The organism is Acidovorax sp. KKS102, assembly GCF_000302535.1.
Classification (GTDB): Bacteria; Pseudomonadota; Gammaproteobacteria; order Burkholderiales; family Burkholderiaceae_C; genus Acidovorax.
Genome location: NC_018708.1, coordinates 2,781,287 through 2,805,286, shown reverse-complemented (window position 1 = coordinate 2,805,286; position 24,000 = coordinate 2,781,287). Strand labels below are relative to the sequence as shown.

The 24,000-nt window shown below is 65.0% G+C and carries 22 protein-coding genes; 10 read left to right on the top strand and 12 right to left on the bottom strand.

The features are described 5' to 3' along the window. Positions 1-15 precede the first annotated feature (15 nt). The 8 genes from C380_RS12860 to C380_RS12825 all read right to left on the bottom strand — a co-directional run bounded on the left by C380_RS12860 (position 16) and on the right by C380_RS12825 (position 8,656). Positions 16-1,077 (bottom strand): ABC transporter permease, encoded by a 1,062-nt coding sequence (locus C380_RS12860; protein ID WP_015014288.1) that lies wholly within the window; start codon positions 1,075-1,077, stop codon positions 16-18. Further along, entirely contained in the window at positions 1,074-1,844 is a 771-nt protein-coding gene (locus C380_RS12855; RefSeq protein ID WP_015014287.1) for a hypothetical protein, read from the bottom strand. The genes C380_RS12860 and C380_RS12855 overlap by 4 nt, the downstream gene beginning before the upstream one ends. Next, positions 1,841-3,397, bottom strand: a complete 1,557-nt coding sequence (locus C380_RS12850; protein WP_015014286.1) for an ABC transporter ATP-binding protein — start codon at positions 3,395-3,397, stop codon at positions 1,841-1,843. Before C380_RS12850 ends, C380_RS12855 begins: the two co-directional genes overlap by 4 nt. After that, entirely contained in the window at positions 3,398-4,309 is a 912-nt protein-coding gene (locus tag C380_RS12845; RefSeq protein ID WP_015014285.1) for a 5'-methylthioadenosine/S-adenosylhomocysteine nucleosidase, read from the bottom strand. A 173-nt stretch (positions 4,310-4,482) separates the two neighbouring features. Next, positions 4,483-5,493, bottom strand: a complete 1,011-nt coding sequence (locus C380_RS12840) for a BMP family protein (protein ID WP_015014284.1) — start codon at positions 5,491-5,493, stop codon at positions 4,483-4,485. A 299-nt stretch (positions 5,494-5,792) separates the two neighbouring features. Further along, positions 5,793-6,422 (bottom strand): uracil phosphoribosyltransferase, encoded by a 630-nt coding sequence (gene upp / locus C380_RS12835; protein WP_015014283.1) that lies wholly within the window; start codon positions 6,420-6,422, stop codon positions 5,793-5,795. Between the two features lie 83 nt (positions 6,423-6,505). Further along, positions 6,506-7,480 carry a threo-3-hydroxy-L-aspartate ammonia-lyase gene (locus C380_RS12830; RefSeq protein ID WP_015014282.1) on the bottom strand — a complete coding sequence of 325 codons (975 nt, stop codon included), beginning with the start codon at positions 7,478-7,480 and terminating at the stop codon, positions 6,506-6,508. A 201-nt stretch (positions 7,481-7,681) separates the two neighbouring features. After that, positions 7,682-8,656: a LysR family transcriptional regulator gene (locus C380_RS12825; protein WP_015014281.1), complete on the bottom strand. Its 975-nt coding sequence runs from the start codon at positions 8,654-8,656 to the stop codon at positions 7,682-7,684. Between the two features lie 258 nt (positions 8,657-8,914). Here C380_RS12825 and C380_RS12820 point away from each other — a divergent pair, with 258 nt between their 5' ends. Then, entirely contained in the window at positions 8,915-9,916 is a 1,002-nt protein-coding gene (locus C380_RS12820; protein ID WP_015014280.1) for a tripartite tricarboxylate transporter substrate binding protein BugE, read from the top strand. Positions 9,917-9,927: 11 nt separating this feature from the next. Further along, complete coding sequence (locus tag C380_RS12815; protein ID WP_015014279.1) at positions 9,928-11,376, top strand: M20 family metallopeptidase; 1,449 nt, start codon at positions 9,928-9,930, stop codon at positions 11,374-11,376. A gap of 53 nt (positions 11,377-11,429) precedes the next feature. Here C380_RS12815 and C380_RS12810 read toward each other — a convergent pair whose 3' ends face one another. From C380_RS12810 to C380_RS12800, 3 genes are all read right to left on the bottom strand, one after another. Continuing rightward, positions 11,430-12,272 (bottom strand): enoyl-CoA hydratase-related protein, encoded by an 843-nt coding sequence (locus tag C380_RS12810; protein ID WP_015014278.1) that lies wholly within the window; start codon positions 12,270-12,272, stop codon positions 11,430-11,432. 169 nt (positions 12,273-12,441) lie between these two features. Then, positions 12,442-13,257: a hypothetical protein gene (locus C380_RS12805; protein WP_015014277.1), complete on the bottom strand. Its 816-nt coding sequence runs from the start codon at positions 13,255-13,257 to the stop codon at positions 12,442-12,444. A 184-nt stretch (positions 13,258-13,441) separates the two neighbouring features. Continuing rightward, positions 13,442-14,980 carry a helicase HerA-like domain-containing protein gene (locus C380_RS12800; RefSeq protein WP_015014276.1) on the bottom strand — a complete coding sequence of 513 codons (1,539 nt, stop codon included), beginning with the start codon at positions 14,978-14,980 and terminating at the stop codon, positions 13,442-13,444. 241 nt (positions 14,981-15,221) lie between these two features. On the opposite strand from C380_RS12800, the gene C380_RS12795 reads away from it, so the two are divergent. From C380_RS12795 to rng, 7 genes are all read left to right on the top strand, one after another. Continuing rightward, positions 15,222-15,941, top strand: coding sequence for a YebC/PmpR family DNA-binding transcriptional regulator (locus C380_RS12795; protein WP_015014275.1), 720 nt, complete (start codon positions 15,222-15,224; stop codon positions 15,939-15,941). 113 nt (positions 15,942-16,054) lie between these two features. Continuing rightward, positions 16,055-17,335 (top strand): phosphoribosylamine--glycine ligase, encoded by a 1,281-nt coding sequence (gene purD / locus C380_RS12790; protein ID WP_015014274.1) that lies wholly within the window; start codon positions 16,055-16,057, stop codon positions 17,333-17,335. Continuing rightward, positions 17,335-18,306 carry an oxygen-dependent coproporphyrinogen oxidase gene (gene hemF / locus C380_RS12785; RefSeq protein WP_015014273.1) on the top strand — a complete coding sequence of 324 codons (972 nt, stop codon included), beginning with the start codon at positions 17,335-17,337 and terminating at the stop codon, positions 18,304-18,306. Before purD ends, hemF begins: the two co-directional genes overlap by 1 nt. Positions 18,307-18,499: 193 nt before the next feature. Further along, positions 18,500-19,360, top strand: a complete 861-nt coding sequence (rsfS, locus tag C380_RS12780; protein WP_015014272.1) for a ribosome silencing factor — start codon at positions 18,500-18,502, stop codon at positions 19,358-19,360. An 81-nt stretch (positions 19,361-19,441) separates the two neighbouring features. Continuing rightward, positions 19,442-19,909 (top strand): 23S rRNA (pseudouridine(1915)-N(3))-methyltransferase RlmH, encoded by a 468-nt coding sequence (gene rlmH / locus C380_RS12775; RefSeq protein WP_007858784.1) that lies wholly within the window; start codon positions 19,442-19,444, stop codon positions 19,907-19,909. 100 nt (positions 19,910-20,009) lie between these two features. Next, the gene (locus C380_RS12770) at positions 20,010-20,624 is read left to right on the top strand and encodes a nucleoside triphosphate pyrophosphatase (RefSeq protein ID WP_015014271.1); all 615 of its coding nucleotides are present in this window, start codon (positions 20,010-20,012) and stop codon (positions 20,622-20,624) included. 24 nt (positions 20,625-20,648) lie between these two features. Further along, entirely contained in the window at positions 20,649-22,139 is a 1,491-nt protein-coding gene (gene rng, locus C380_RS12765; RefSeq protein WP_015014270.1) for a ribonuclease G, read from the top strand. A 186-nt stretch (positions 22,140-22,325) separates the two neighbouring features. Here the strand turns inward: rng and C380_RS12760 are convergent, their stop codons facing one another. Further along, positions 22,326-22,934: a glutathione S-transferase family protein gene (locus C380_RS12760; protein ID WP_015014269.1), complete on the bottom strand. Its 609-nt coding sequence runs from the start codon at positions 22,932-22,934 to the stop codon at positions 22,326-22,328. A gap of 94 nt (positions 22,935-23,028) precedes the next feature. Here C380_RS12760 and C380_RS12755 point away from each other — a divergent pair, with 94 nt between their 5' ends. Then, the gene (locus C380_RS12755) at positions 23,029-23,994 is read left to right on the top strand and encodes a YafY family protein (RefSeq protein WP_015014268.1); all 966 of its coding nucleotides are present in this window, start codon (positions 23,029-23,031) and stop codon (positions 23,992-23,994) included. Positions 23,995-24,000 lie beyond the last annotated feature (6 nt).

Here is a 24,000-nt window from a genome sequence, read left to right as displayed (position 1 = left end):
CTTGTCATGGCTGCATCACTTCCACCGCACGCGGTATTGGGTGAGCAAGCCCGCCACCAGCACCGCAATCAACGACGTCGCCACGATCACATCCGCAATGTAGGTCGGCACGCCCACCGCGCGGCTCATGCTGTCGGCCCCCACCAGCACGCCCGCTACAAAGGTGCCCGCCGCAATCACGCCCAGCGGATGCAGCCCGGCCAGCATGGCGATTACGATGCCGCTGTAGCCGTAGCCGGGCGACATGTCCAGCGTCACATAGCTGGTGCGGCCCGCCACCTCAATGGCACCCGCCAGCCCGGCCAGTCCACCGGACAGCAGCGCGACCAGCACCACGGTGCGGGTAATCGGCACGCCCGCAAAGGCGGCTGCGCGTGCATTGGCCCCGGCGGCGCGAATGTCAAACCCCGGCACCGTGCGCGCCAGCAGCGCCCACAGCATCACCGCCAGCGACACGGCCCACAGCAGCCCCGTGTGCAGCCGCGTCTGCGGCACCAGCTTGGAGAGTTCCAGATCGCCCTGCAGCGCCACACTCTGCGGCCAGCCCATGGAGAGCGGGTCTTTCATCGGCCCGTCCAGCAGCGCCGACACCAGCAGCAGCATGATGAAGTTGAGCAGCAGCGTGGTAACGACCTCGTCCACCCCCAGCCGCGCCTTCATCAGCGCCGGGCCCAGCAGCAGCGCCGCGCCCGCCAGCGCGGCCGCAAGCATCATCAGCGGAAAGAGCACATACGGCGACCATTCCAACCCCGTGCCCCCATGCATGCCGCCCACGGCCACAGCGGCCAGCGCTCCGGCATAAAGCTGCCCCTCGGCCCCGATGTTGAATAGCCGCGCCCGGAAGGCCACGGCCGCCGCCAGCCCAGTGAGGATCAGCGGCGTTGCGCGGGTGAGGGTTTCGGTCAGCGCAAATACCGAGCCAAAGGCGCCTTGCAGCAGTAGCGCGTAGGTCTGCCGCACGGGCGCGCCGGCCCACAGCACCAGCAGGGCGCTGATGAGCAATGTGAACACCACGGCACCCACTGGTGCCAGCACGTAGGCGGCGGGGGAAGTGTGGTTGCGTTTTTCGAGTCTCATGGTGCACTCTGCTCGCGCACGGTCACTCTAGATGGAAGAGACAAAACGTGCGCCATTAACTTGGTCACAAATTCGTTATGGACTTCAGCCATCCGTTTGATCTCGTCGTTCAAGAACGAGACGATTGGAATGTTTGGATGGATGTATCGAACTCCTTGGCGGTGCGCCGCTTCATGTTTTTGTGCAATTGGTCCGAAGAAAAGGCGATGAATAGGATCACGCTCTTCGCTTGAGTTCAAGAGTTTTGGTCTGGGAAGTCCTTTGTGTTTTGCCTGGTTGTTGAAGTCTCTCAAGTAACCAAAGCGTTCACAGTCCACCAGAGTTTTTAGTGAAGTCTCAAACGCACCAAGTTGCTCTGGGTACTTCAGTAACTTGTGGCTGTACACATCAGACGATTTCAGGTGCTGCGTTAGGTCTACAAGGTGATACAGCGCGTAGGCCATCGTGTCCGCTATTGCGTGCAAGTGCTGAACGCACTCTATGACGTGTTTGCCTAGATGGAACATAGAGCGATGAAACTGCTGAAGGCGTGCGTCCTCATCTTCATCACTCATCGGCTCGCTATCCTCATCGCTAAACATGAGTCCTGTCTCAACTGCAACCTTGGCATGCCTCTTCACTTCTTTCAAGTGAAGTCCTGCGTATTGGAGTCGGTTGACGATAGACATCACGCTAGATGAAACATCTTCTGCGCGTGCAGTGTTAAAGACACGTAGAAGTTCGCGCTTCAGGGCAAATGTGGGGATATCGTCGGTATTAGTTGTCATGAAACTGCGCCTGCCATGGCAAGACCAATCGCTTCTCTTGTCCAGTCTTCAGCGCGTCGCCCCGCGCTCAGATGCCCGTCATGCATCACCGCCACGCGGTCACCCAGCGCCAGAACCTCGTCAAGGTCGTCGGAGATCAGCAGTACGGCGGCGCCGTTGTCACGGGCTGTGATGAGTTGCTGCTGCACAAACATCACCGCGCCAATGTCCAGCCCCCAGGTGGGTTGGTGCGCGACGATGAGTTGGGGGGCGGGGGCCGAGTTGCCCGCCGCGTCCTTGGGCGGCATCAGCGCCCGGCCCAGAATGAGCTTTTGCATGTTGCCGCCCGACAGCGACCGCGCAGGCGCATCGGGCCCGCCGCCACGCACGTCAAAGGTCTCGGCCACGCGCTGCGCATGCTGACGTGCGGCTCGGCGCTTGACCCAGAAGGCACGGAACCACGCGTGCGCAAACCAGGGGCCGCGCAGGCGCTCTGAAACCGCGTTCTCCCACACCGGCAGGTCACCCACCACGCCCACGGCGTGGCGGTCTTCGGGGATGCGGGCCACGCCCTGGCTGACCAGCCATGCGGGCCCGGCTTGCAGCGCCGCGCCGCGTAGCGTGACCTGGCCGGTGGTGGCGTTGCGCACGCCGCACAGCACATCGGCCAGCGCCATCTGGCCGTTGCCGCTGACGCCTGCAATGGCGACGATCTCGCCGGCGCGCAGGGTGAGGGAGACATCGTTCAGCCGGTCGCGCCCAGCGGGTGCGGTGCTGACGTTGGTCAGGGTGCAGATGGGATCGCCCACATTCTTGGCGGGGCGGCGCTCGGCCGCCTCGATCGCATGGCCCACCATCCATTGCGCCAGCTGCCCTTGCGTGGTGCCCTGCGCAGGTGCCTCGGCCACCAGCTTGCCCTGGCGCAGTACGGCCACGCGGTGCGACACGCGCAGCACCTCGCCCAGCTTGTGGCTGATGAAGATGATGGACAGGCCCTGCGCCACCATCTGCGCCAGAGTGTCGAACAGCGCCTCGCTCTCCTGCGGGGTGAGCACGGCGGTGGGTTCGTCCAGGATGAGGATGCGGGCGCCGCGATAGAGGGCTTTCAAAATTTCGACGCGCTGGCGTTCGCCCACCGAGAGGCTGCCGACCTTCGCATCGGGGCTGACGGGCAGACCAAATTGCTGCGACACCGCCAGCAGCTTGGTGCGCGCCTCGCTGCGGCGCGAGAAGGGCTGCCACAGCGGCTCGGTGCCCAGTAGCACGTTGTCCAGCACCGTGAGGTTGTCGGCCAGCGTGAAGTGCTGGTGCACCATGCCAATGCCCGCCGACAGCGCCGCGCGCGGCTGGCCGGGCGCCAGGGGCTGGCCAAAGACTTCTATGCTGCCTTCATCCGCCACGTAGTGCCCGAACAAGATGGACATCAGCGTGGACTTGCCCGCTCCGTTTTCGCCCAGCAGGGCCAGCACTTCGCCGCGTGCCAAGGTCAGGCTGATGGCGTCGTTGGCGACGAGCTTGCCGAAGCGCTTGGTGATGCCCGAAAGGCGCAGGACAGGGTCGGTGGGGGAGTCCATCTATTTCCAGGCCGCTAAAAACGCACGCAACACCTTGGCCGAGTTGGCGGCTGCCAGGCCCATGAAGGTGCCCATTTCGTTCTCGCCCTCGCCACCTCCCGCCAGATCGCTCAGCGACCGGAAGGCGATGTAGGGAACGCCGTTGCTGTGCGCCACCATGGCGGTGGCGGCGGTTTCCATGTCGAGCACGTTGGCCTCGAAAGTCTTGAAGGCGTATTCGCGGAAGGCCTTGTTGTCTACAAAGGCCTGGCCCGACACGCCGTTGCCGCCCACCACCAGTTGCGGGCGCTGCTTGAGGCAGGTGGCGGCCAGACAATGCTCCAGGCCCACGTTCTGCAGGCTGCGGGCGGTGGCCAACATCTTGGGGTCGGCTTCAAACCAGAATTTTTTCGAGAGCTGTGGCTGGGCGGCCGAGCGCACTTCGACGGGGCGCGGGTGCATCATGCCGAAGGCGGGCATCGTCAGCTCGCTTTTCATCCAGGCGGGGGCGCTGTATTGGCCGGGTTGGTCTTCGCGCGCCATCAGCCATTCCATGTACTGGCCCCACTGCGCAGGCACCGTGACATCGCCAATGTGCAGGCTGGGGTTGACGCCGCCCGCAATGCCGCTGAAGACCACGTGGCTCACGTTGAAGCGATCCAGCACCAGCTGGGTGTTCATGGCCGCGTTGGTCATACTGATGCCGGAGAGGAACACCACGACAGGTTTGCCCTCCAGCGTGCCGGTGGTGAACTCCACGCCGTTGATGCTGTGCTTGGCGGGTTGCTGCACCTGGGGCAGCAGCACGGTTAGCTCGGGCGCAAAGGCGGAGATGACGGCGATGCGGGGCGTATCGTCCATCCGTACTGCCGTCTTGCCGGGCGCGGGGGCAGCGCAGCCTGAGACCATGGCGGCCAGTGCCACAGCGCCCATAAGACGTGAACAACGGGTAGCCAGCGAGGCTTTTGCGGCGGGGAGTGAGGTCATGAGGGCCTTGTCAGCGGTTCATTGCGGAGGCGTCCAACAAACAGGCCACCGCGTTGTGAGGGTGGCCTGTTCACGCAAAGGAACGGGCAAGCGGGCAGGGCGCCCGCCGCCCGCCGTGCTCACTTGGCCGTCGATTTGGGCTGGCTGTCATCCACCTTCACGGTGAACTTGCCGGCCAGGATGTCGGCCTCCTTGGCCTTGACCTTGGCGACGATGTCGGCAGGCACCTTCTTCTCGAACGTGCCCAGGGGCGCGAGTTCAGAGCCCTTGTGCTTCATCATCGAATACGGGCCGTAGTCCTCGGCGGTGAACTTGCCTTCCTTGACCAGCTTGAGTGCGCGGTCGATGCTGGGCTCCATGTGCCACAGGGCCGAGGCCACCACGGTGTCGGGGTACTGCTCTTGGGTGTTGATCACGTTGCCGATAGCGAGCTTGCCTTTTTCTTTGGCGGCATCGCTCACCCCAAAGCGCTCGGCGTAGAGCACGTCGGCGCCCTTGTCGATCATGGCAAAGGTGGCTTCCTTGGCTTTTGGCGGGTCAAACCAGCTGTTGATGAAGGTGATGGTGAACTCGACCTTGGGGTTGGCCTCCTTGGCGCCCGCCATGAAGGCGTGCATCAGGCGGTTGACTTCGGGTATGGGGAAGCCGCCCACCATGCCGATCTTGTTGGTCTTGGTCATGCCGCCAGCCACCATGCCGCTGAGGTAGGCGGGCTCCTGGATGTAGTTGTCGAACACGCTGAAATTGGGCGCCTGCGGTTTGCCGGAGGAGCCGAGCAGGAATGATGTCTTGGGGAAGTCCTTGGCCACCTTGCGGGCGGCGGCTTCTACCGCAAAGGCCTCGCCCACGATGAGCTGGTTGCCGCCGGTGGCGTACTCGCGCATTACGCGCTCGTAGTCGGCGTTGCTCACGTTTTCGCTGGCCTTGTATTCGATCTCGCCGCGTGCTTCGGCGGCCTTGAGGGCCTTGTGGATGCGGCTGACCCATTGCTGTTCAAAAGGCACCGTGTAGATCGCCGCGACCTTGAGCTTGGACTGCGCGAAGGCCAAAGAGGGCGCCATCGCCATGGCAGCCGAGAGGGCCATGGAGGTGCAGAGCAGGCGTCCGGTGAAGATGCGGCGAGTGGTCATGGTGGGGTTCCTTCAGACAAGCAAACAAGGAGGTTGGGTGTGCTGCTACCAAGCAAGGAGCGCGCCAATCGGTGGCTGTGTAACTGCAAACCAGCGGCAAGTCTGCCAGAGGAAAGCCACCAGTTGGTAAAAAAATGGTGCGTGCGTGCAGAGCTTCCGAAAATCCGCCTGCGGCACCCCACCAGGGTAGGGCCCGCAATGGGCTGTTACGTAACGCAGAGAGGCCCGGTGACGAAAAAAAGCCACCGCTGGGCGACAAGCCCTGCGGTGGCTGGTGCATGGGCGCTAACGCTGTGCGCTTATTTGGTGCCAAAAATGCGGTCGCCCGCATCGCCCAGGCCCGGCAGGATGTAGCCGTGGTCGTTCAGCTCGCGGTCGATGGCGGCGGTGAAGATCGGCACGTCGGGGTGGGCCTTTTGCAGCGTGGCCACGCCTTCAGGGGCGGCCAGCAGGCAGACGAACTTGATGGAGCGGGGGTTGAGCTTCTTGAGGCGGTCCACGCAGGCTGCGGCCGAGTTGCCGGTGGCCAGCATCGGGTCCACCACGATGATGTCGCGCTCGTCCATCTCGGACGGCATCTTGAAGTAGTACTCCACGGGCTGCAGCGTGGCCGGGTCGCGGTACAGGCCGATGTGGCCCACGCGGGCGCCGGGCACCACGTTGAGCATGCCGTCCAGAAAGCCGTTGCCCGCCCGCAGGATGGAGACCAGCACCAGCTTCTTGCCGTCAATCATCTTGCCGGTCATGGTCTCCAGCGGGGTTTCGATCTGCACATCCTGCAGCGGCATGTCGCGGGTTACTTCATACGCCATCAGCGTGGACAGCTCGCCCAGCAGGCGGCGAAAGCTGTTGGTGCTGGCGTCTTTCTTGCGCATCAGCGTGAGCTTGTGCTGGACGAGGGGGGGGGTGATGACGGTGACGTTGCTCATGGGGAACCTGAAAGGAGAAGGGCAGAGGCCTTTGCGCTGAAACACAGGCGCGCTCTGCCGCGCGGTGATTGAAAAAGTGGGGGCTAGTCTGCCAGAAACCGTGCCAGCCGCGACAGATCGACGTTGCCGCCGCTGATGAGGACGCCGACGCGCGCGCCATGGATGTCCACGTTGCCGTGCTGGGCCCCAGCGAAGGCCAGGGCGCCTGTGGGCTCAACCACGATCTTCATACGCTCGGCAAAAAAGCGCAGGGACTCGACCAGTTGCTCGTCGGTGGCGGTGACCATGTCGTCGGCCAGGCGCTGGATGATGGGGAAGGTGAGCTGGCCCAGCGCCTGGGTTTGTGCGCCGTCGGCAATGGTGTGGGGCGTGGGGATCTGCACCACATGCCCGGCTTTGAACGACTGCTGGCCGTCGTTGCCCGCTGCGGGCTCCACACCCACCACCCGGCATTGCGGCGCCAGGGCCTCGGCGGCGAGCAGGCTGCCGGCCAGCAGGCCACCGCCGCCGACGCAGACGAACAAGTAGTCCAGGTCGGGCACTTCTTCAAAAAGCTCTTTGGCCGCCGTGCCTTGACCGGCGATGACATGGGGGTGGTCGAACGGGGGCACCAGCGTCATGCCGCGCTCCAGCGCCAGGCGGCGGCTGATGGCCTCGCGGTCTTCGGTGTAGCGGTTGTAGGTGACGACCTGGGCGCCATAGTCGCGCGTGGCAGCCATCTTGGAGGCGGGGGCGTCCTCGGGCATGACGATGGCGGCAGGCATGTCCAGCAGCCGGGCGGACAGTGCAATGGCCTGCGCGTGGTTGCCCGCCGAGAAGGCGAGCACACCGCGTTCGCGCTGCTCGTCGGTGAACTGGGCCAGGGTGTTGAACGCGCCCCGGAACTTGAAAGCGCCGGTGCGCTGCAGGTTCTCGCACTTGAAGAACAGCTGCGCGCCCAGCCGCTCGTCGGCAGTGCTGGAGCGCAGCACGGGCGTGCGGTGCGCCATGCCCTTGAGCCGGTGCGCGGCAGCGGCCACATCGTCGTAGGTGGGTGGGGGAGCGGTGTGCTCGGTCATAGCGGTGTCCTCGCTGCGGGGCGCAGCCTGCCCCTGGTGGGTACATGATAGCCCGTCAAGCAGATTGTTGGCATAAAAATGGCCGCTACCGCTTGATGGTTGGGTGATATTTGCTATCAAATGCGTAGTGATGGCAGAGCTGCGCAGCCCTGCCTGCGACGGTAGGTAACGGCACGGCATGTGTGGGGCTTGGCCATCGCGCTACTTGTTGCGCCAGTTTTTGAGCATCCGGATCAGCATGGCGGGTATTTGCTCGCGCCGGTGCACCACGCCCAACGGGGGGAGGGGGCTGCTCAGCTGCACATCCAGCTGGCACAGCTGCGCGCCCGACGGCAGCACGGGCGCAATGCTCTGGGGGACCAGCGCCACGGCATCGGGCTGGTTCAGCAGGCTGGCGAACACGGGGAGCGAGACGGTCGACACCGGGAACTGCAGCGCATCGGGCAGGGCCGCCAGCACTTCACGCTCGAAGATCTCGCGCACGGCGATGGTGGCGGTGGGCAGCACCCAGCGTGAATCCTTGAGCGCCGAGAGCGCGATGCCCCGGCGCTTGGCCAGGGGATGGCGGGTGCTGGCCATGATCACCGGCTCATCGGGCTGCAGCGGCTTGAAAACGTACGACGCTGGCAGCAGCACCGGCTCGCGGCAGAACACCGCGTCGAGCCCGCCGTTGAGCAAGAGCGGCAGCAGCCGTTGGCTTGAGTCCTCCTGGACGTCGATGTGCACCCGGGGCTGGGTTTTGTAGAACTCTGCGAGCAAGGGCGACAGGATGGCCTGCGTGGCCGCGGGGGTGGCGCCCAGGCGCAGTGCAGCGGCAGCGCCGCGCCGGATGGCGGCCAGCGACTCTGCCGCTTCCTCCAGCGCGGCGAGCACTCCGCGGGCTGTGTCTACCAGCGTCTGGCCCGCCAGCGTGGGCCGGATGCCCCGCGCATGGCGCTCGAAGAGGCGCACGCCCAGGATGCGCTCCATCTCTGCCAGCGCCTGCGTGGCGGCGGACTGGCTCATGTGCAGTGAAGCGGCGGCCTGCAGGACGGAGCCGCACTGCTGCAGCGCCACCAGCAGCTGAAACTGGCGCAGGCGCGCGTGGCGGGCCAGGCGGGCATAGAGCACCTGCCCTTGCGGGGGCGCGGGGTCGTCCAGGTTGTCGGAATCGGTGGGTGGGGTTGAGAGGGCCATGGGGCTCCTGTCCAGACTGGCAAATAAGGAGAAGCGATAGAGATCCGGCAGCAGCGTGACTCGCCACTGCGATGGTTGCTATCCCGTCGGAGCTATCGACAAGGCTTATACCTTTCGAAGAATACCGCGACCTGCAGAGAGTCTGAAATTCCTATAGTCGATGTCAGTAGCAGGCATGCCCGGTGGCCCTGCGCACCGTGCCCTTCCCGCTGATCCAGACCCATCCATCCATTCACGAAAGCGCTACCCATGTCCACAATGACTTCGTTTCTGGCACGGCGGACCGTTGTGTCCACACTGTGCGCCGCAGCTGCCTGCGCCCTGCTGGTGGCAGCCCCGGCAGCGCAGGCTGCAGACAACTACCCGAGCAAGCCTGTGAAGCTGATCGTGCCGTTTGCCCCCGGTGGCTCCACCGACATCGTGGCCCGCGTGGTGGCCGAGGGCATGCGCGCCAGCCTGGGGCAATCGGTGGTGGTGGACAACAAGGCGGGTGCTGGCGGCCTGCTGGGCACCGAGACCATCGCCCAGTCTGCGCCCGACGGCTACACCATCGGCATGGCCACGGTGAGCACGGCCACGGTCAACCCTTCCATCTTCACCCGCGCTGCCAAGCTGGAGGGCAAGCTGGTACCGGTGGTCAAGCTCGTGACCGTGCCCTCGGTCTACATGGTGCACCCTAGCATGGGCGTCAAGGACTTCCAGGGCTTCATGGCCAAGGTTAAAGCCAAGCCCGGCGACTACAGCGTGGGCGTGCCCGGCCTCGGAACGCTGGGCCACCTCATGATGGCGTCGTTCAACGAGACCTTGAAGACCGATATCCAGATCGTTCCCTACCGTGGCAACGGCCCCGCGCTCAACGATGCCCTGGCAGGCATGGTGCAGGTGATGGCAGACCAGCTGCCCTCGGCCATGCCGCACATCAAGGGCGGCAAGCTGGTGCCCATGGTGCTGGCCGCCGACCGCCGCGTGTCCGAGCTGCCGGATGTGCCTACCTTCAAGGAGCTGGGCCACGCCGACCTCAATGAGCTGGGGATGAGCTGGTTCGGGTTGGTTGTGCCTGCGGGTACTCCTGCGCCCATCATCAAGCGGCTGCAGGACGCGGCCGTCAGCGCCTTGCGTTCGCCCGATGTGCAAGGCCGCCTCAAGACCATGGGTGCGACAGCGGTGGAGATGGACCAGAGCAAATTTGCATCGCAGATCGCCGCTGACCTCCAGCGCAACAAGGCGCTGCTGGACAAGCTGGGCGTGAAGCCTGAATAAGGGGCGGTGCGATGACTGCTGCCGTGCAATCGATTCAGGATCTGCAGGATTTTTTTGACCGTGAGACGCCCCGGATGACGGGGCTGGCCGACAGAGTGTGGTCCCTGGCCGAGCTGCGCTACGCCGAGCGCGGGTCTGCCCAGCTGCACATCGACGGGCTGGCCGCAGCGGGCTTTCGGATCACGCGCGACGTGGCCGGTATCTCCACCGCCTTCATGGCGGAGTGGGGCGACGAAGGCCCGGTACTGGCCTTTCTGGGCGAGTACGACGCGCTCTCGGGCCTCAACCAGCAAAGCGGTGCGCTGGTGTGCCAGCCGTCCGTGGACAGCCCCGGCCTGGCCGGGCACGGCTGCGGCCACCATCTGCTGGGCACCGCGGCGCACTTTGCCGTCATTGCGTTGCAAGAGCACCTGCGCCGCTCGGGCCAGCAGGCGCGCGTGCGGTTCTACGGCTGCCCGGCCGAAGAAGGTGGCTCGGGCAAGACCTTCATGGCACGCGCAGGGGTCTTCGATGATGTGGACACGGCGCTGACGTGGCACCCGGGCAGCTTTACCGGGGTGCTGAGCCAGGCCACGCTGGCCAATGTGCAGGCGCGTTTTGTCTTTCACGGGCGCGCCTCGCACGCGGCCCACTCGCCGCACCTGGGCCGCAGTGCCCTGGATGCAGTGGAGTTGATGAATGTCGGTGTGAACTACCTGCGCGAGCACATGCCTGCGGATGCGCGGGTCCACTATGCGGTCACCGACTCGGGCGGGTTCTCACCCAACGTGGTGCAGGCGCGCGCCGAGGTGCTGTACCTGATCCGCGCACGCAACAACCGCGATGCCGCCGAGCTGTACGAGCGTGTGCAAAACGTGGCGCGTGGTGCTGCGTTGATGACGGATTGCCGTGTCGAAATCGTGTTCGACAAGGCCTGCTCCAACCTGCTGCAAAACCGCACGCTGAACCAGGTGATGTACGCGCAGATGCAGGCACTGGGGCAGCTGAAGGTCGATGCCGCGCAGCACAAGCTGGCGGGGGATTTTCAGGCGACGCTGGACGCTGCCGATGTCGAGCAGGTCAGCCGCCCGCTGGCCAGTGTGCTGCGGGGCAAGGTGCCGGCGATCTTCGAAGGCATCGCGCCCTACGACCCTGCCGTCGAGGAAACCCTGTTCGGCTCAACCGACGTGGCGGACGTGAGCTGGATCACCCCCACCGTGCAGGCCTGGGTGGCCTGCTACGCCTTCGGCACGCCGTTGCATTCATGGCAGATGGTGTCGCAAGGGCAGTCCGGGCTGGCACACGCGGGCATGGTGCACGCAGCGCAAATCCTGGCCGCCACGGCGATTGTGTTGCTGGAGCAGCCGGAGCTGATCGGGCAGGCCAAGGCCGAATTGCTGGAGCGCCGAGGTGGCCAACCTTATATCTGCCCCATCCCGGCAGATGCTCCGTTGCCGAACCAGCCGCGCGCTGCGGGTTGATGGGACCACCGTGATTCGCCTGCGGCGGCGCCTGCCAGTGCTTGTTCAGCGCATCAACCCAGTTCGCTGAACCGCTGCAGCGGTGTGAGTGCCGGGAACTCGCCCGCGCGCTTTTGCTTCATGGCCGTGACCGATTCGCGCACATGCTGGTTGCTCCAGATGGCGCCCTGCAGCCAGCCCATCTGGCGCAGGCTGTCTTCCACGCTGTGGTCGCGCGCGTAGTTCACGGCCTGCTTGGTGCCCCAGATGGCCACCGGGGGTTTGGATGCGATCTCTTTGGCGCACTGCAGCGCGGCAGCCAGCATGGCCTCTTGCGTGTCGAACACCTCGTTGACCAGGCCGTAGTCCTGCGCCTTGGCCGCGCTCAGGCGGCGGCCGGTGTAGGCCAGCTCCTTGACCACGCCCAGCGGGATGAGCTTGGGCAGGCGCTGTAGCGTGCCCACGTCGGCCACCATGCCGATGTTGATCTCCTGGATACAGAAGAACGCATCCTGCGTGGCGTAGCGGATGCAGCCCGCCGTGACCATGTCTACCGCGCCGCCGATGCAGCCGCCATGGATGGCCATGATCACCGGAATGCGCAGGTTGTCGATGCGGGTGAAGGTGGCCTGCATGTCGGTCAGCAGGTCGAAGATGGCGGCCCGGCCCTCGGGGCTCTGGTCGTCCATGGTGATGGCGCCGCCAAAGGTCTCCAGCGCCATGCCCGCGCTGAAATGTTTGCCGGTGCTGCTGATGACCAGCGCCCGCGCCTCGCCCGCCTGGTGCAGCCGGGCCAGCACCGCGTCCAGCTCGCGCCAGAAGGTGGGGTGCATGGTGTTCATGGCCTCGGGTTTGTTCAGAACCAAGTGGGCCACGTGGTCAGTGATGCTGAGGGAAAAGCAGGTGAGGGTGTTCATGGGGTGCCACTGTAGACCGGTGGGCGCAGGCCCGGTCGTCGCCTGGGTGACTGGGCGTGATTTCAGGCCATTTTGGCTGCATGCGCTAGTGCAGCATGCCCGGATAGCTATCAAAAAGAGAGTGAATGGGCTGGCGGTGGGCCACCGTTGGGGTCGGTAGATCAGGTGCTCAGTCCCCGCCGCCGCCACAACCGCCCCCATCGCCCCCGCCATCCCCGCCGCCGTCACTGCCGGCATCCGAACTCTCGGCGCCACCAAAGTCGCCCGAGCTGCCGCTGTAGCTGCCGTCCGAAAAACTGGTGCCGCAGTAGCTGTCGCCGCTGCCGCTGCCGCCCGCGTCGCTCTTGCGGGCAATGTCGGAGCAGTCGGGCACGTAGGTGAAGCCCCCGGCAATGGCGAACTTGGCGTCCAGCGCAAAAAGCAGGGGCAGGCGGCTGGGCGTCTTGGGGTCGATGGATTCTTCCTTGCACACCCAGTACCAGCAGCGGCGCAGGCCGTCGTTGTGGCGCGCCTTGTGGCCCAGCGCCTCGGCGGGTGTGTGGTGCAAAAAGAAACCCAGCGCGTTCTGGCACCACAGCTTGTACGCCTGCGTGTGCAGGATGAATTCGTGCCACAGCGCATCGACCGCCTTGGAGGGCATGGCCACAAACTGCTGGTTGCTGCGCAGGCAGGCCATGAAGAACTGGCGCAGGCCGCGTTCGACCAGCTCACAGTCTCGGGTGCTCAGATGGGGGTAGGTCTCGCGCAGCTTGCGCTGCAGAAAGCGGGGCAGGGGAGCCTCGCGGATGTAACGCTGGCGCACGGCGTTGGTCCACTGGATCACCAGCGCCGTGAATATCACGGTGGCAATGAAGTACAGGACCCAGGGCCAGCGCAGGCGCCAGGCGCCTACAAAGATGCCGAGGATGGCTGCCACCCACACCCCAATCGCCAGCAGCATGACCTTGCCGCCCCAGCGCAGCAGAACGTTTTCAATGCGTGTCATCGTCCCTCCTTCTTTTTGTTGTTATGTATGGCGATTTCACGGCAGCCATGTGACTGATTTGTGACGACTTGCAGGGTGTCGTCAAACCGTCACAGGCGCCATGTGATGCGCTTTTGCAAGAGAGGCAAGCCGCAGGGGGCGGAAGAGGCGCCGGTCGATGAGGCCGGGTGCCATACCAACGGAGTCAACGGCGCTTGCTGCCCCCGCCAAAGATGCCGCCCAGCACACCCCGCAAAATCTCCTTGCCAATCGTGGTGCCCATGGTGCGCACGGCGGACTTGGCCATGGTCTGCGCCAAGCCATCGCGTTTGCCGCCGCGTGGGCCGGTGCTACCAAACAGCACATCGTTCAGCCCGCCCAGCAGGCCGCCGCCTTCTTCAGCGGGCGTGCCGGCGGTCACCTTGCCGTTGCCACCGCCCGCTGCATTGCCTGCCTGCGTGCCGGCTTCAGCTGCGCGGCCCTTGAGTTTTTCGTAGGCGGACTCGCGGTCTACCATTTTTTCGTATACACCCGCCACCAGCGAGCTGGCCATCAGCGCCTGACGCTGCTGCGGGGTGATGGGGCCCAGCTGGCTGCCGGGTGGCAGCACAAACACACGCTCGGTCACGCTGGGGCGGCCCTTGGCGTCCAGAAAGCTCACCAGCGCCTCGCCCACGGCCAGCTCGGTGATGGCAGTCTCGATGTCCAGCCCCGGCTTTTGCCGCATGGTGGTGGCCGTCGCCTTCACGGCCTTCTGGTCGCGCGGGGTGAAGGCGCGCAGCGCGTGCTGCACGCGGTTGCCCAGTTGGGCCAGCACGCTGTCGGGGATGTCGAGCGGGTTCTGGGTGACGAAGTACACGCCCACGCCCTTGGAACGCACCAGGCGCACCACCAACTCAATGCGCTCGATGAGCACCTTGGGCGCTTCGTTGAACAGCAGGTGGGCCTCGTCGAAGAAGAACACCAGCTTGGGCTGCTCGGGGTCGCCGATTTCGGGCAGTTGCTCGAACAGCTCGGACAGCATCCACAAGAGGAATGTGGCGTACAGGCGCGGTGAGTTCATGAGCTTGTCCGCCGCCAGGATGTTGACCACGCCGTGGCCGTCCACGGTCTGCATGAAGTCCTGGATGTTGAGCATGGGCTCGCCAAAGAACTTGTCGCCGCCTTGCTGCTCGATCTGCAGCAGGCCGCGCTGGATGGCGCCCACGCTGGCGGCGCTGACGTTGCCGTACTCGGTGGTGAACTCCTTGCTGTTGTCACCCACGTACTGCAGCATGGCGCGCAGGTCTTTCAGGTCCAGCAGCAGCAGGCCGTTGTCGTCGGCTATCTTGAACACCAGATTGAGCACGCCCAGCTGCGTCTCGTTCAGGTTGAGCATGCGGCCCAGCAGCAGCGGGCCCATGTCGGACACCGTGGCGCGCACCGGGTGGCCCTGCTCGCCGAACACGTCCCACAGTGTGGTGGGGCAGGCCGAGGGTTCTGGCAGATCCAGGCCGCGCTCCTTGAGCACGGCGGCCAGCTTGTCGCCAATCTTGCCGGGCTGGCTAGCGCCCGTGAGGTCGCCCTTCACGTCGGCCATGAACACCGGCACGCCAATGCGCGAGAAGTTTTCGGCCAGGGTTTGCAGGGTCACGGTCTTGCCGGTGCCGGTGGCGCCGGTGATAAGCCCGTGCCGGTTGGCCAGGCCGGGCAACAGGTGGCATTCGATGGTGTCGTGCTTGGCAATCAGGAGGGGGTCAGCCATTTCGGGTTTCCTCGGGGTGAGGGAACCTCTGCACGCGTCGCGCGCCGTGTGCATCTGCGGTCTCGGGCGGTCTGCTGCGTTACAAATGCTCGCAATAGCTGCGGCTATTGCTGCGCTTTGTGCCTGGCAGCCCATCCCGACCCGCAGCGCACACTTTCCGCGCGACGCGTGCAGAGGTTCCCTGTGTTCAGCAAAAAGTAAAATCCACCGACTAGATTAAATCAATACAAAAGGACTTCTCGTGGCAGGACACAGCAAATGGGCGAATATCCAGCACCGCAAAGGGCGCCAGGATGAAAAACGCGGCAAGATCTGGACCCGCATCATTCGTGAAATCACTGTAGCCGCCCGTGCCGGTGGCGGTGACCTGTCTGCCAACCCCCGCCTGCGCCTGGCGGTGGACAAGGCCAAGGCGGCCAACATGCCCGCCGACCGCATCAAGTACAACATCGACAAGGCCACGGGTAACGCCGAAGGCCTGACCTACGAAGAAATTCGCTACGAAGGCTACGGCATTGGCGGCGCGGCCATCATGATCGACACCATGACCGACAACCGTGTGCGCACCGTGGCCGAAGTGCGCCACGCGTTCAGCAAACATGGTGGCAACATGGGCACCGAAGGCTCGGTGGTCTTCCAGTTCAAGCACTGTGGCCAGCTGATTTTTGCCCCCGGCACCAGCGAAGACAAGGTGATGGAAGTGGCGCTGGAGGCGGGCGCCGAAGACGTGGTGACCGACGAAGACGGCGCGGTGGAGGTGCTGACTGCCCCGGCCGACTTTGAAGCCGTGAAAAACGCGCTGGAGGCCGCTGGCCTGACGGCCGAAGTGGCGGGCGTGACCATGCGGCCTGAAAACACCATCGAGCTGACCGGCGAAGACGCCGCCAAGATGCAAAAGCTGCTGGACGTACTGGAAGACCTGGACGACACCCAGGAGGTCTACCACAACGCGGCGCTGTGACTTTGCACCCGTTGATCACCGCTTTTTCTTGCCCTGACCTGTTTTCCGACTGATATTCCCCCGAACCCCACCCAGCAGCGCAGCGCTCTGGGCCGGGTTCACCAAAGGTTCCTATGAAAGTACTTGTGATTGGTGGCGGCGGCCGTGAACACGCGATGGCGTGGAAACTGAGCCAGTCCCCCAAGGTGACCAAGGTGTATGTTGCACCCGGCAACGGTGGCACGGCCCTGAACCCCAAGCTCGAAAACGTGGCGATCTCCGACGTGCGCGAACTGCGCACCTGGGCCCAGGCCGAGAAGATCGCGCTGACGGTGGTGGGCCCCGAGGCGCCACTGGCGGCCGGTGTGGTCGATGAGTTCCGCGCCCACGGCCTGCGCATCTTCGGCCCCACCAAGGCGGCAGCCCAGCTGGAAAGCTCCAAGGCGTTCAGCAAGGCCTTCATGCGCCGCCATGGCATCCCCACGGCCGACTACGACACCTTCACCGATCCTGCTGCGGCTCACGCTTTTGTGGACCGCCTGGGCGCGCCCATCGTCATCAAGGCCGACGGCCTGGCCGCGGGCAAGGGCGTGGTGGTGGCGATGACGCTGCAAGAGGCTCACGACGCCGTGGACTTCATGCTGGTGGACAACAAATATGGCGTGACGCACAACGAAGGCGGCGCGCGCGTGGTGATCGAGGAGTTCCTCGAAGGCGAAGAAGCCAGCTTCATCGTGCTGTGCGACGGCAAGAACGTGCTGGCCCTGGCCACCAGTCAGGATCACAAGCGCCTGAAGGACGGCGACGAAGGCCCCAACACCGGCGGCATGGGCGCCTACTCGCCCGCGCCCGTGGTCACGGCCGATGTGCATGCCCGCGCCATGCGCGAGATCATCCTGCCTACGATCCGTGGCATGGAAAAGGACGGCATTCCTTACACCGGCTTCCTGTACGCAGGGCTGATGATCGATGCCAAGGGCCAGCCCAAGACGCTCGAATTCAACTGCCGCATGGGCGACCCCGAAACACAGCCCATCCTGATGCGCCTGAAGAGCGACTTCAGCGACGTGATGGCCGCTGCCGCCGACGGCAAGCTCGACCAGATGGAACTGCAATGGGACCGCCGCACCGCGCTGGGCGTGGTCATGGCAGCCCATGGCTACCCGGAAAATCCGCGCAAGGGTGACCCCATCACCGGCCTGCCGGCTGAGGCGGACGATGCCGTGGTGTTCCATGCGGGTACGCAGCTGAAAGACGGCGTGGTCAGCGTGACGGGTGGCCGGGTGCTGTGCGTGACGGTGCTGGCCGACAGCGTTAAGCAGGCGCAGCAACGTGCGTACGACGTGGCACGTGGCATCCAGTTTGATGGCGCGCAGTACCGCCGCGACATCGGCTTCCGTGCCCTGAAAAGCTGATGGCAGACGCGCAAAGCCTTAACGCCGCCGACACGGTGGCCCGCGTGCGCGCTTACTTGGTGGGCCTGCAGGCGCGCATCACCGACGCGCTGGAATCCGTGGAAGGCGAGGGCGGCGCCCGCTTTCTGGCCGATGCCTGGAGCAAGCCACCCGGCGAGCCGCTGCAAGGCGACGGCATCACCAAGATCATGGAAGGCGGCCGCGTGTTCGAGCGCGCGGGCTGTGGCTTCAGCCATGTGCGCGGCCCGCAGCTGCCGCCCTCGGCCACGCAGCACCGGCCCGAGCTGGCGGGTGCGCCGTTCGAGGCCATGGGCGTGTCGCTGGTGTTCCACCCGCGCAACCCGTATGTGCCCACGGTGCACATGAACGTGCGCATGATCGCCGCCGGCCACCCCGGTCAGGCGCCGACCTGCTGGTTTGGCGGCGGCATGGACCTCACGCCGTACTACGGATTTGAAGAAGACGCGGTGCACTTTCACCGCACTTGCCGCGATGCGCTCAGCGCCTTTGGCGACGACAAGTACCCGCGCTTCAAGCAGTGGTGCGATGAATATTTCTATCTCAAGCACCGCAGCGAGCAGCGCGGCGTGGGCGGCGTGTTCTACGACGACTTCTCGGAACTGGGCTTTGAACAAAGCCTGGCGATGACGCAGTCGGTGGGCGACGCGTTCCTGAGCGCCTACCTGCCCATCGTCGAGAAGCGCCAGGGCATGGCCTATGGCGAGCGCGAACGCGACTTCCAGCTCTACCGCCGGGGGCGCTATGTCGAGTTCAACCTGGTGTGGGATCGGGGCACGCACTTTGGCCTGCAGTCGGGCGGGCGCACCGAGTCCATCCTGTTGTCGATGCCGCCGCTGGTGTCGTGGTCCTACCAGCGCTTTGATGCGGCCGATTCGGCCGAAGCCGAGCTCACGCAGCGCTTTTTGGTGCGGCGCAACTGGCTTGCGGAGGGCGCTGTCCCTGCGTCCTAAAAGCCGTGAAAAGCGCAAAAGCTATAATTTCAATAGCTGCCCGCGCTTTTCACATGAGCGCCAGAGGCCAAAAACACCTCACACTGCTGCAGCGTCCCAGCACAACACCCGCGCAACACCCAAGGCTCAGCCCGCTGGCTGTGCGCTGCGTTGCACGCTATATTGATTCCATTCCCTCTCTAATCACCGCCTGATGACCACCTCCACCAAATCGGAAACCGCCGCCAAAAAAGACGTCACCAAACTCCAGCGCGCCATCGTTGATGGCCTGGAAGACGTCAAGGCGCAAGACATCCAGGTCTTCAACACCGAGCATCTCTCGCCGCTGTTTGAACGGGTGATCGTGGCATCGGGCACCTCCAACCGCCAGACCAAGGCCCTGGCTGCCAGCGTGCGCGATGCAGTGAAGGAAGCCGGGTTCAGCAAGCCCCGCATCGAAGGCGAGGACAACGGTGAATGGATCATCGTGGACTGCGGCCCGGCCGTGGCGCACATCATGCAGCCCGCCATCCGTCAGTACTACCGCCTGGAAGAACTGTGGGGCGACACCCCAGTGCGCCTGAAGCTGGGCGCCGCCAAGCCCCAGTCCAGTGCCGCCACCGAACTGGCTGAGAAGAAGTCGGCCCAGAAGGCTGCCAAGTCGGACGCCAAGGCCGCAGGCAAGGCGCCCGCCAAGAAGGCCGCCATGTCCACCGTGGCCGCCCGTTCTGGCAAGGCCACCGTCAAGGCGGTCGCCAAGACCGCTGCGAAGACTGCAGCCAAAACAGCGCCGAAGCCTGAAGCAAAAACTGCGGCCAAGGCAGCACCCGCAAAGTCTGCCTCCAAGACCGGCGCCACCAAGCCAGCCAGCAAGACCACGGGCGCAGTAGCCGCCAAGAAGCCCGCCACCAAGACCCCCGTCAAGACCGTGGTGGTCAAGCCCGCTGGCGCCAAGAAGCCCGCTGCCAAGAAGTCGCCGGCAGCCAAGTCCCTTGCACGCGCAGCCGCCAAGCCAGCTTCCGCATCGGTCTCCAAGCCGGCGGCCAAGAAGGCGCCTGCTCGCAGCAAGGGCTGATCCAGCTCCGCTGCCGCGCGCTCACTGTGCTCACTATGGGCGTTCTGCAGCGGCCTCTCTCACACGCATCCAGATTGATCCATGAAGCTGCTGATCGTGGCGGTAGGGCAGCGGGTGCCCGACTGGGCGCAGACCGCGTACGACGATTACGCCAAACGTTTCCCGCCTGAACTCAAGGTCGAACTCAAGGCCGTCAAGACCGAGCCTCGCGGCTCCAAGACGCTGGAGACGCTCTACGCCGCGGAGCGCGAGCGCATCGAGGCCGCCATTCCGCGCGGCACGCGCGTGGTGGCACTGGACGAGCGCGGCACCAACCTCACCACCAAGGCCCTGGCCGAACGGCTCAAGGGCTGGCAGCTGGGCGGTGACGATGTGGCGCTGGTCATCGGCGGCCCCGATGGGCTGGACCCCGCTTTCCGGCAGGCGGCGCACGAGCGGATTCGCCTGTCGGACCTGACCCTGCCGCACGCCATGGTGCGCGTGCTGCTGATCGAGCAGCTGTACCGCGCCTGGTCGGTGAATGCCGGGCATCCCTACCATCGTGAATGAAGCAGGCCCTTTGTGATGCTGGTCTGTGTTACTCCTGTTTTCATAGCTGCTAGCGCTTGATGAATGAGCGCTAGAGCCGATTTTTATTAAAAATCCGTTCATGCCCGACTTCATCTACCTTGCCTCCCAGAGCCCACGCCGTCGCCAGTTGCTTGAACAGCTGGGCGTGCGGCACGAGCTGCTGCTGCCCAATGTGGACGGCGATGAGCCCGAAGATGCCGAGGCCATCGAGATGGTGCTGCCCGGCGAGGCGCCCACGGCCTATGTGGAGCGCGTGACCGCGCTCAAGCTTGATGCGGCCGTAGCTCGGCGCGCGCGGCGCCAGTTGCCAGAGGCGCCCATCCTGTGCTCCGACACCACTGTGGCCCTGGGCCGCACTATCTACGGCAAGCCTGACGATGCAGCCCATGCTGCGCGCATGCTGGCCGAGCTGGCGGGCCACGAGCACCGGGTGCTCACTGGCGTGGCGCTGCAGGTGGGGGCCAAGCGGCTGACGGCCCTGTCAGTGTCGCGCGTCACCTTCTCTGCCATGACCCCGGCGCAGATCGATGCGTATGTGGCCACGGGCGAGCCGCTGGGCAAGGCGGGTGCCTACGGCATCCAGGGCAGGGCGGCGGCGTATGTGGAACACCTGGCGGGCAGCTATTCGGGCATCATGGGGCTGCCGATGTACGAGACCGCACAGCTGCTCCGTGCCGCAGGCTTCCCCCTATAAGCAAGAACAACAGGTTCCAGAGCCATGCAACAAGACATCCTGATCAACTGGTCGCCCCAGGAAACCCGTGTGGCCATCGTCGAGCACGGCGCCGTGCAGGAGCTGCATGTGGAGCGCACTTTGGAACGTGGCCTGGTGGGCAACGTCTACCTGGGCAAGGTCTCGCGCGTGCTGCCAGGCATGCAGTCGGCCTTCATCGATATTGGCCTGGAGCGCGCGGCCTTTTTGCATGTGGCCGATGTGTGGCAGCGCCAGCCCGATGGCGAACCGCCCGCATTCGCCCGCAAGAACGAGCCGCAGGTGCCCATCGAAAAGCAGGTATTCGAAGGCCAGGCGCTCATGGTGCAGGTCATCAAGGATCCTATCGGCACCAAGGGCGCGCGACTGTCCACGCAGATCAGCATTGCCGGTCGCCTGCTGGTGTTTTTGCCGCAGGACGACCATGTGGGCGTGTCGCAAAAAATCCCGCCTGCGGAGCGCGATGCGCTGCGCGCGCGGCTGCAGGCGCTGGTGGGCGACAAGTCCACGGGTGGGGGCGGCGGCTTCATCCTGCGCACCAATGGCGAAGATTCCACCGATGCCGAGCTGGCCGAAGACATTGCCTACCTGCGCAAGACCTGGGCGCGCATCAAGGAGGCATCGCTCAAGCTGCCCGCCATGTCGCTGCTGCACCAGGACCTGGACCTGCTGCAGCGCGTGCTGCGCGACCTGGTGGGTGACCACACGCAGACCATCCGCATCGACTCGATGGAGCAGTTCCAGCGTCTGCGCGCTTTCGGGCAGGAGTTCATGCCCGCCGCCGCCGGCAAGCTGCAGCACTACAAGGGCGAGCGCCCCATTTTTGACCTGTACTCCATCGACGAAGAGGTGGCCAAGGCCCTGGGCCGCAGGGTCGATCTGAAGTCGGGCGGCTACCTCATCGTGGACCAGACCGAGGCGCTGACCACCATCGACGTAAACACCGGCGGCTACGTGGGTGCCCGCAATTTTGACGACACCATCTTCAAGACCAACCTGGAGGCCGCGCAGGCTATTGCGCGCCAGCTGCGCCTGCGCAACCTGGGCGGCATCATCATCGTGGACTTCATCGACATGGTGCGCGACGACCACCAGCAGGCCGTGCTGTCGGAGTTCAAAAAGCAACTCGCCCGCGACCGGGTCAAGACCATGTCGTCTGGCACCTTCTCGCAACTGGGCCTGGTGGAGATGACGCGCAAGCGCACCCGCGAATCATTGGCCCACATGCTGTGCGAACCCTGTGAGGTGTGCCAGGGCAAAGGCAGCGTGAAGACCGCGCGCAGCGTGTGCTACGACATCCTGCGCGAGATCCTGCGCGAAGCGCGCCAGTTCAACCCGCGTGAGTTTCGGGTGGTGGCCTCGGCCCGGGTGGTGGAGTTGTTCCTGGACGAGGAAAGCCAGCACCTGGCCGGGCTCTCCGACTTCATCAAGAAACCCATCTCGCTGCAGGCAGAAAGCGCGATGGGGCAAGAGCAGTACGACATCGTGCTGCTGTAACAGCATTCTTGATTGACCGCGCGCTCAGAGGCTGAGAGTCTTTTCGCCAAGCCCGAAAGGCGCGCGAAAACGCCTCGGATCGAGGCGCAAAGCACAGCCATAGCTCGGGCTATGGCGAGCATTTGCAACGAAGAGCCGGGGGTTTTTGGCGTGCAAGGCGGGCATGGCGAAAAGACTCTCAGGCTCTTAGGCCTCGATCTGCATCGCCGGGCGCGCCTGCACCCGGGCCAGCCACGCTTGCACATGCGGATGTGCGTTGACAGGGGCACCCAGGTACTGGCTATAGCCCACTACTGAGCCCGCCACCAGATCCACCAACGAGTAGTGGGCCCCCAGCATCCAGGGTTGCTGGGCCAGCCGTGCGTCCAGCAGGGCCAGCAACTCGCTCAGCTGACGCAGAACGGCCTCTGCCTGGGCGGTGTTGCGCCACACCGCTTCGCCCTGGGTGGCCACATGCAGGCGCCCCACCAGCGCGCCATAGGTCACGTACGACCACGTGCACCACGACAGCGCCTGTAACGCCTCGGGCGTGCCGCCAGCGGGCCACAGGCCGCGCTCCACGCCAAAACGGTGGCCCAACCACAGGTGGATGGCCAGGGCCTCGAACATGGGCGCACCGTCCACCGTCAGCGTGGGGACCTTGCCGTTGGGGTTCAGGGCTAGATATTCGGGGCGGCGCTGTTCGCCGGTGCGGATGTCGATCTTGATGCGCTCATGCGGCACACCCAGTTCGGTAAGCGCGCAGCCGATGGGGGTGGCGCTGGACATGGGGTGCCAGTACAGGACGATGGACATGAAGAACTCCTTGCAAGTGGTGGAAGAAAAGGTGGAGTCACTGTAAGAACCATTGCGGACAATTTCGGTCCTCGATTCGACGTACAGTGGCGGCATGCTCACCTCGTCCACACGCCTGTTGCGCCTGCTGTCCCTGCTGCAAACCCGCAGCCACTGGATGGGCCCCGAGCTGGCCGAGCGGCTGGAAGTGCACCCGCGCACGCTGCGCAGGGATATCGACCGCCTGCGGCAGCTGGGCTACCCAGTGCAGGCCAGCAGCGGTGTGGCGGGCGGCTATGCGTTTCGGGCCGGACAGGCGCTGCCCCCGCTGCTGCTGGACGATGAAGAAGCCCTGGCCGTGTCGATTGCGCTGCGCACCGCCACTGCGGGTGCCGTGGGCGGCATTGAAGAGCCCGCCTTGCGTGCCTTGGTGAAACTGGAGCAGGCCATGCCCCTGCGGTTGCGTGAGCAGGTGGACGCGTTGCGCTCCACCATCTTGCCGCTGGACCGCCCCGGGCCGGTGGTGGAGGCCTCGCTGCTGGCTACGCTGGCATCTGCATGTTGCGACCAATTGCGGCTCATTTTTTCGTACGAAGATGGCAAGGGGCGTGCCACCCAGCGCTCGGTGGAGCCACAGGGCGTGGTGCACACCGGCATGCGCTGGTACCTGGTGGCGTGGGACTGCGACCGGGGCGACTGGCGCACCTTCCGCATCGACCGCATGGTGGCAAAGCCCGAAGTCGGCGCGCATTTTGTGCCGCGCCCCGGGCCGGACGGCGGCGACCTCAAGGCCTACGTAACGCGCTCCATCACCGTGGCGCCGCACCCCGACCAGGCGCGGGTGGTGCTGCACGCGCCCTACGCAGAAATGGCGCGGCGCATTCCGCAGTCGGCCGGTGTGATCACCACGCTGGCCGATGGGCAGCAGTGCCTGCTGGAATGTGCCGCCAGCGATGCCCTGGTGTTCTGGTTGATGGCGCTGGACGTGGAGTTTGAGGTGCTGGCGCCCGCGTCACTGCAGCAGCGGCTGCGCGTGGCGGGGGAGCGGGCGTTGCGTTGCACTGGTGCACGCAGTTCGTGAGTTGGC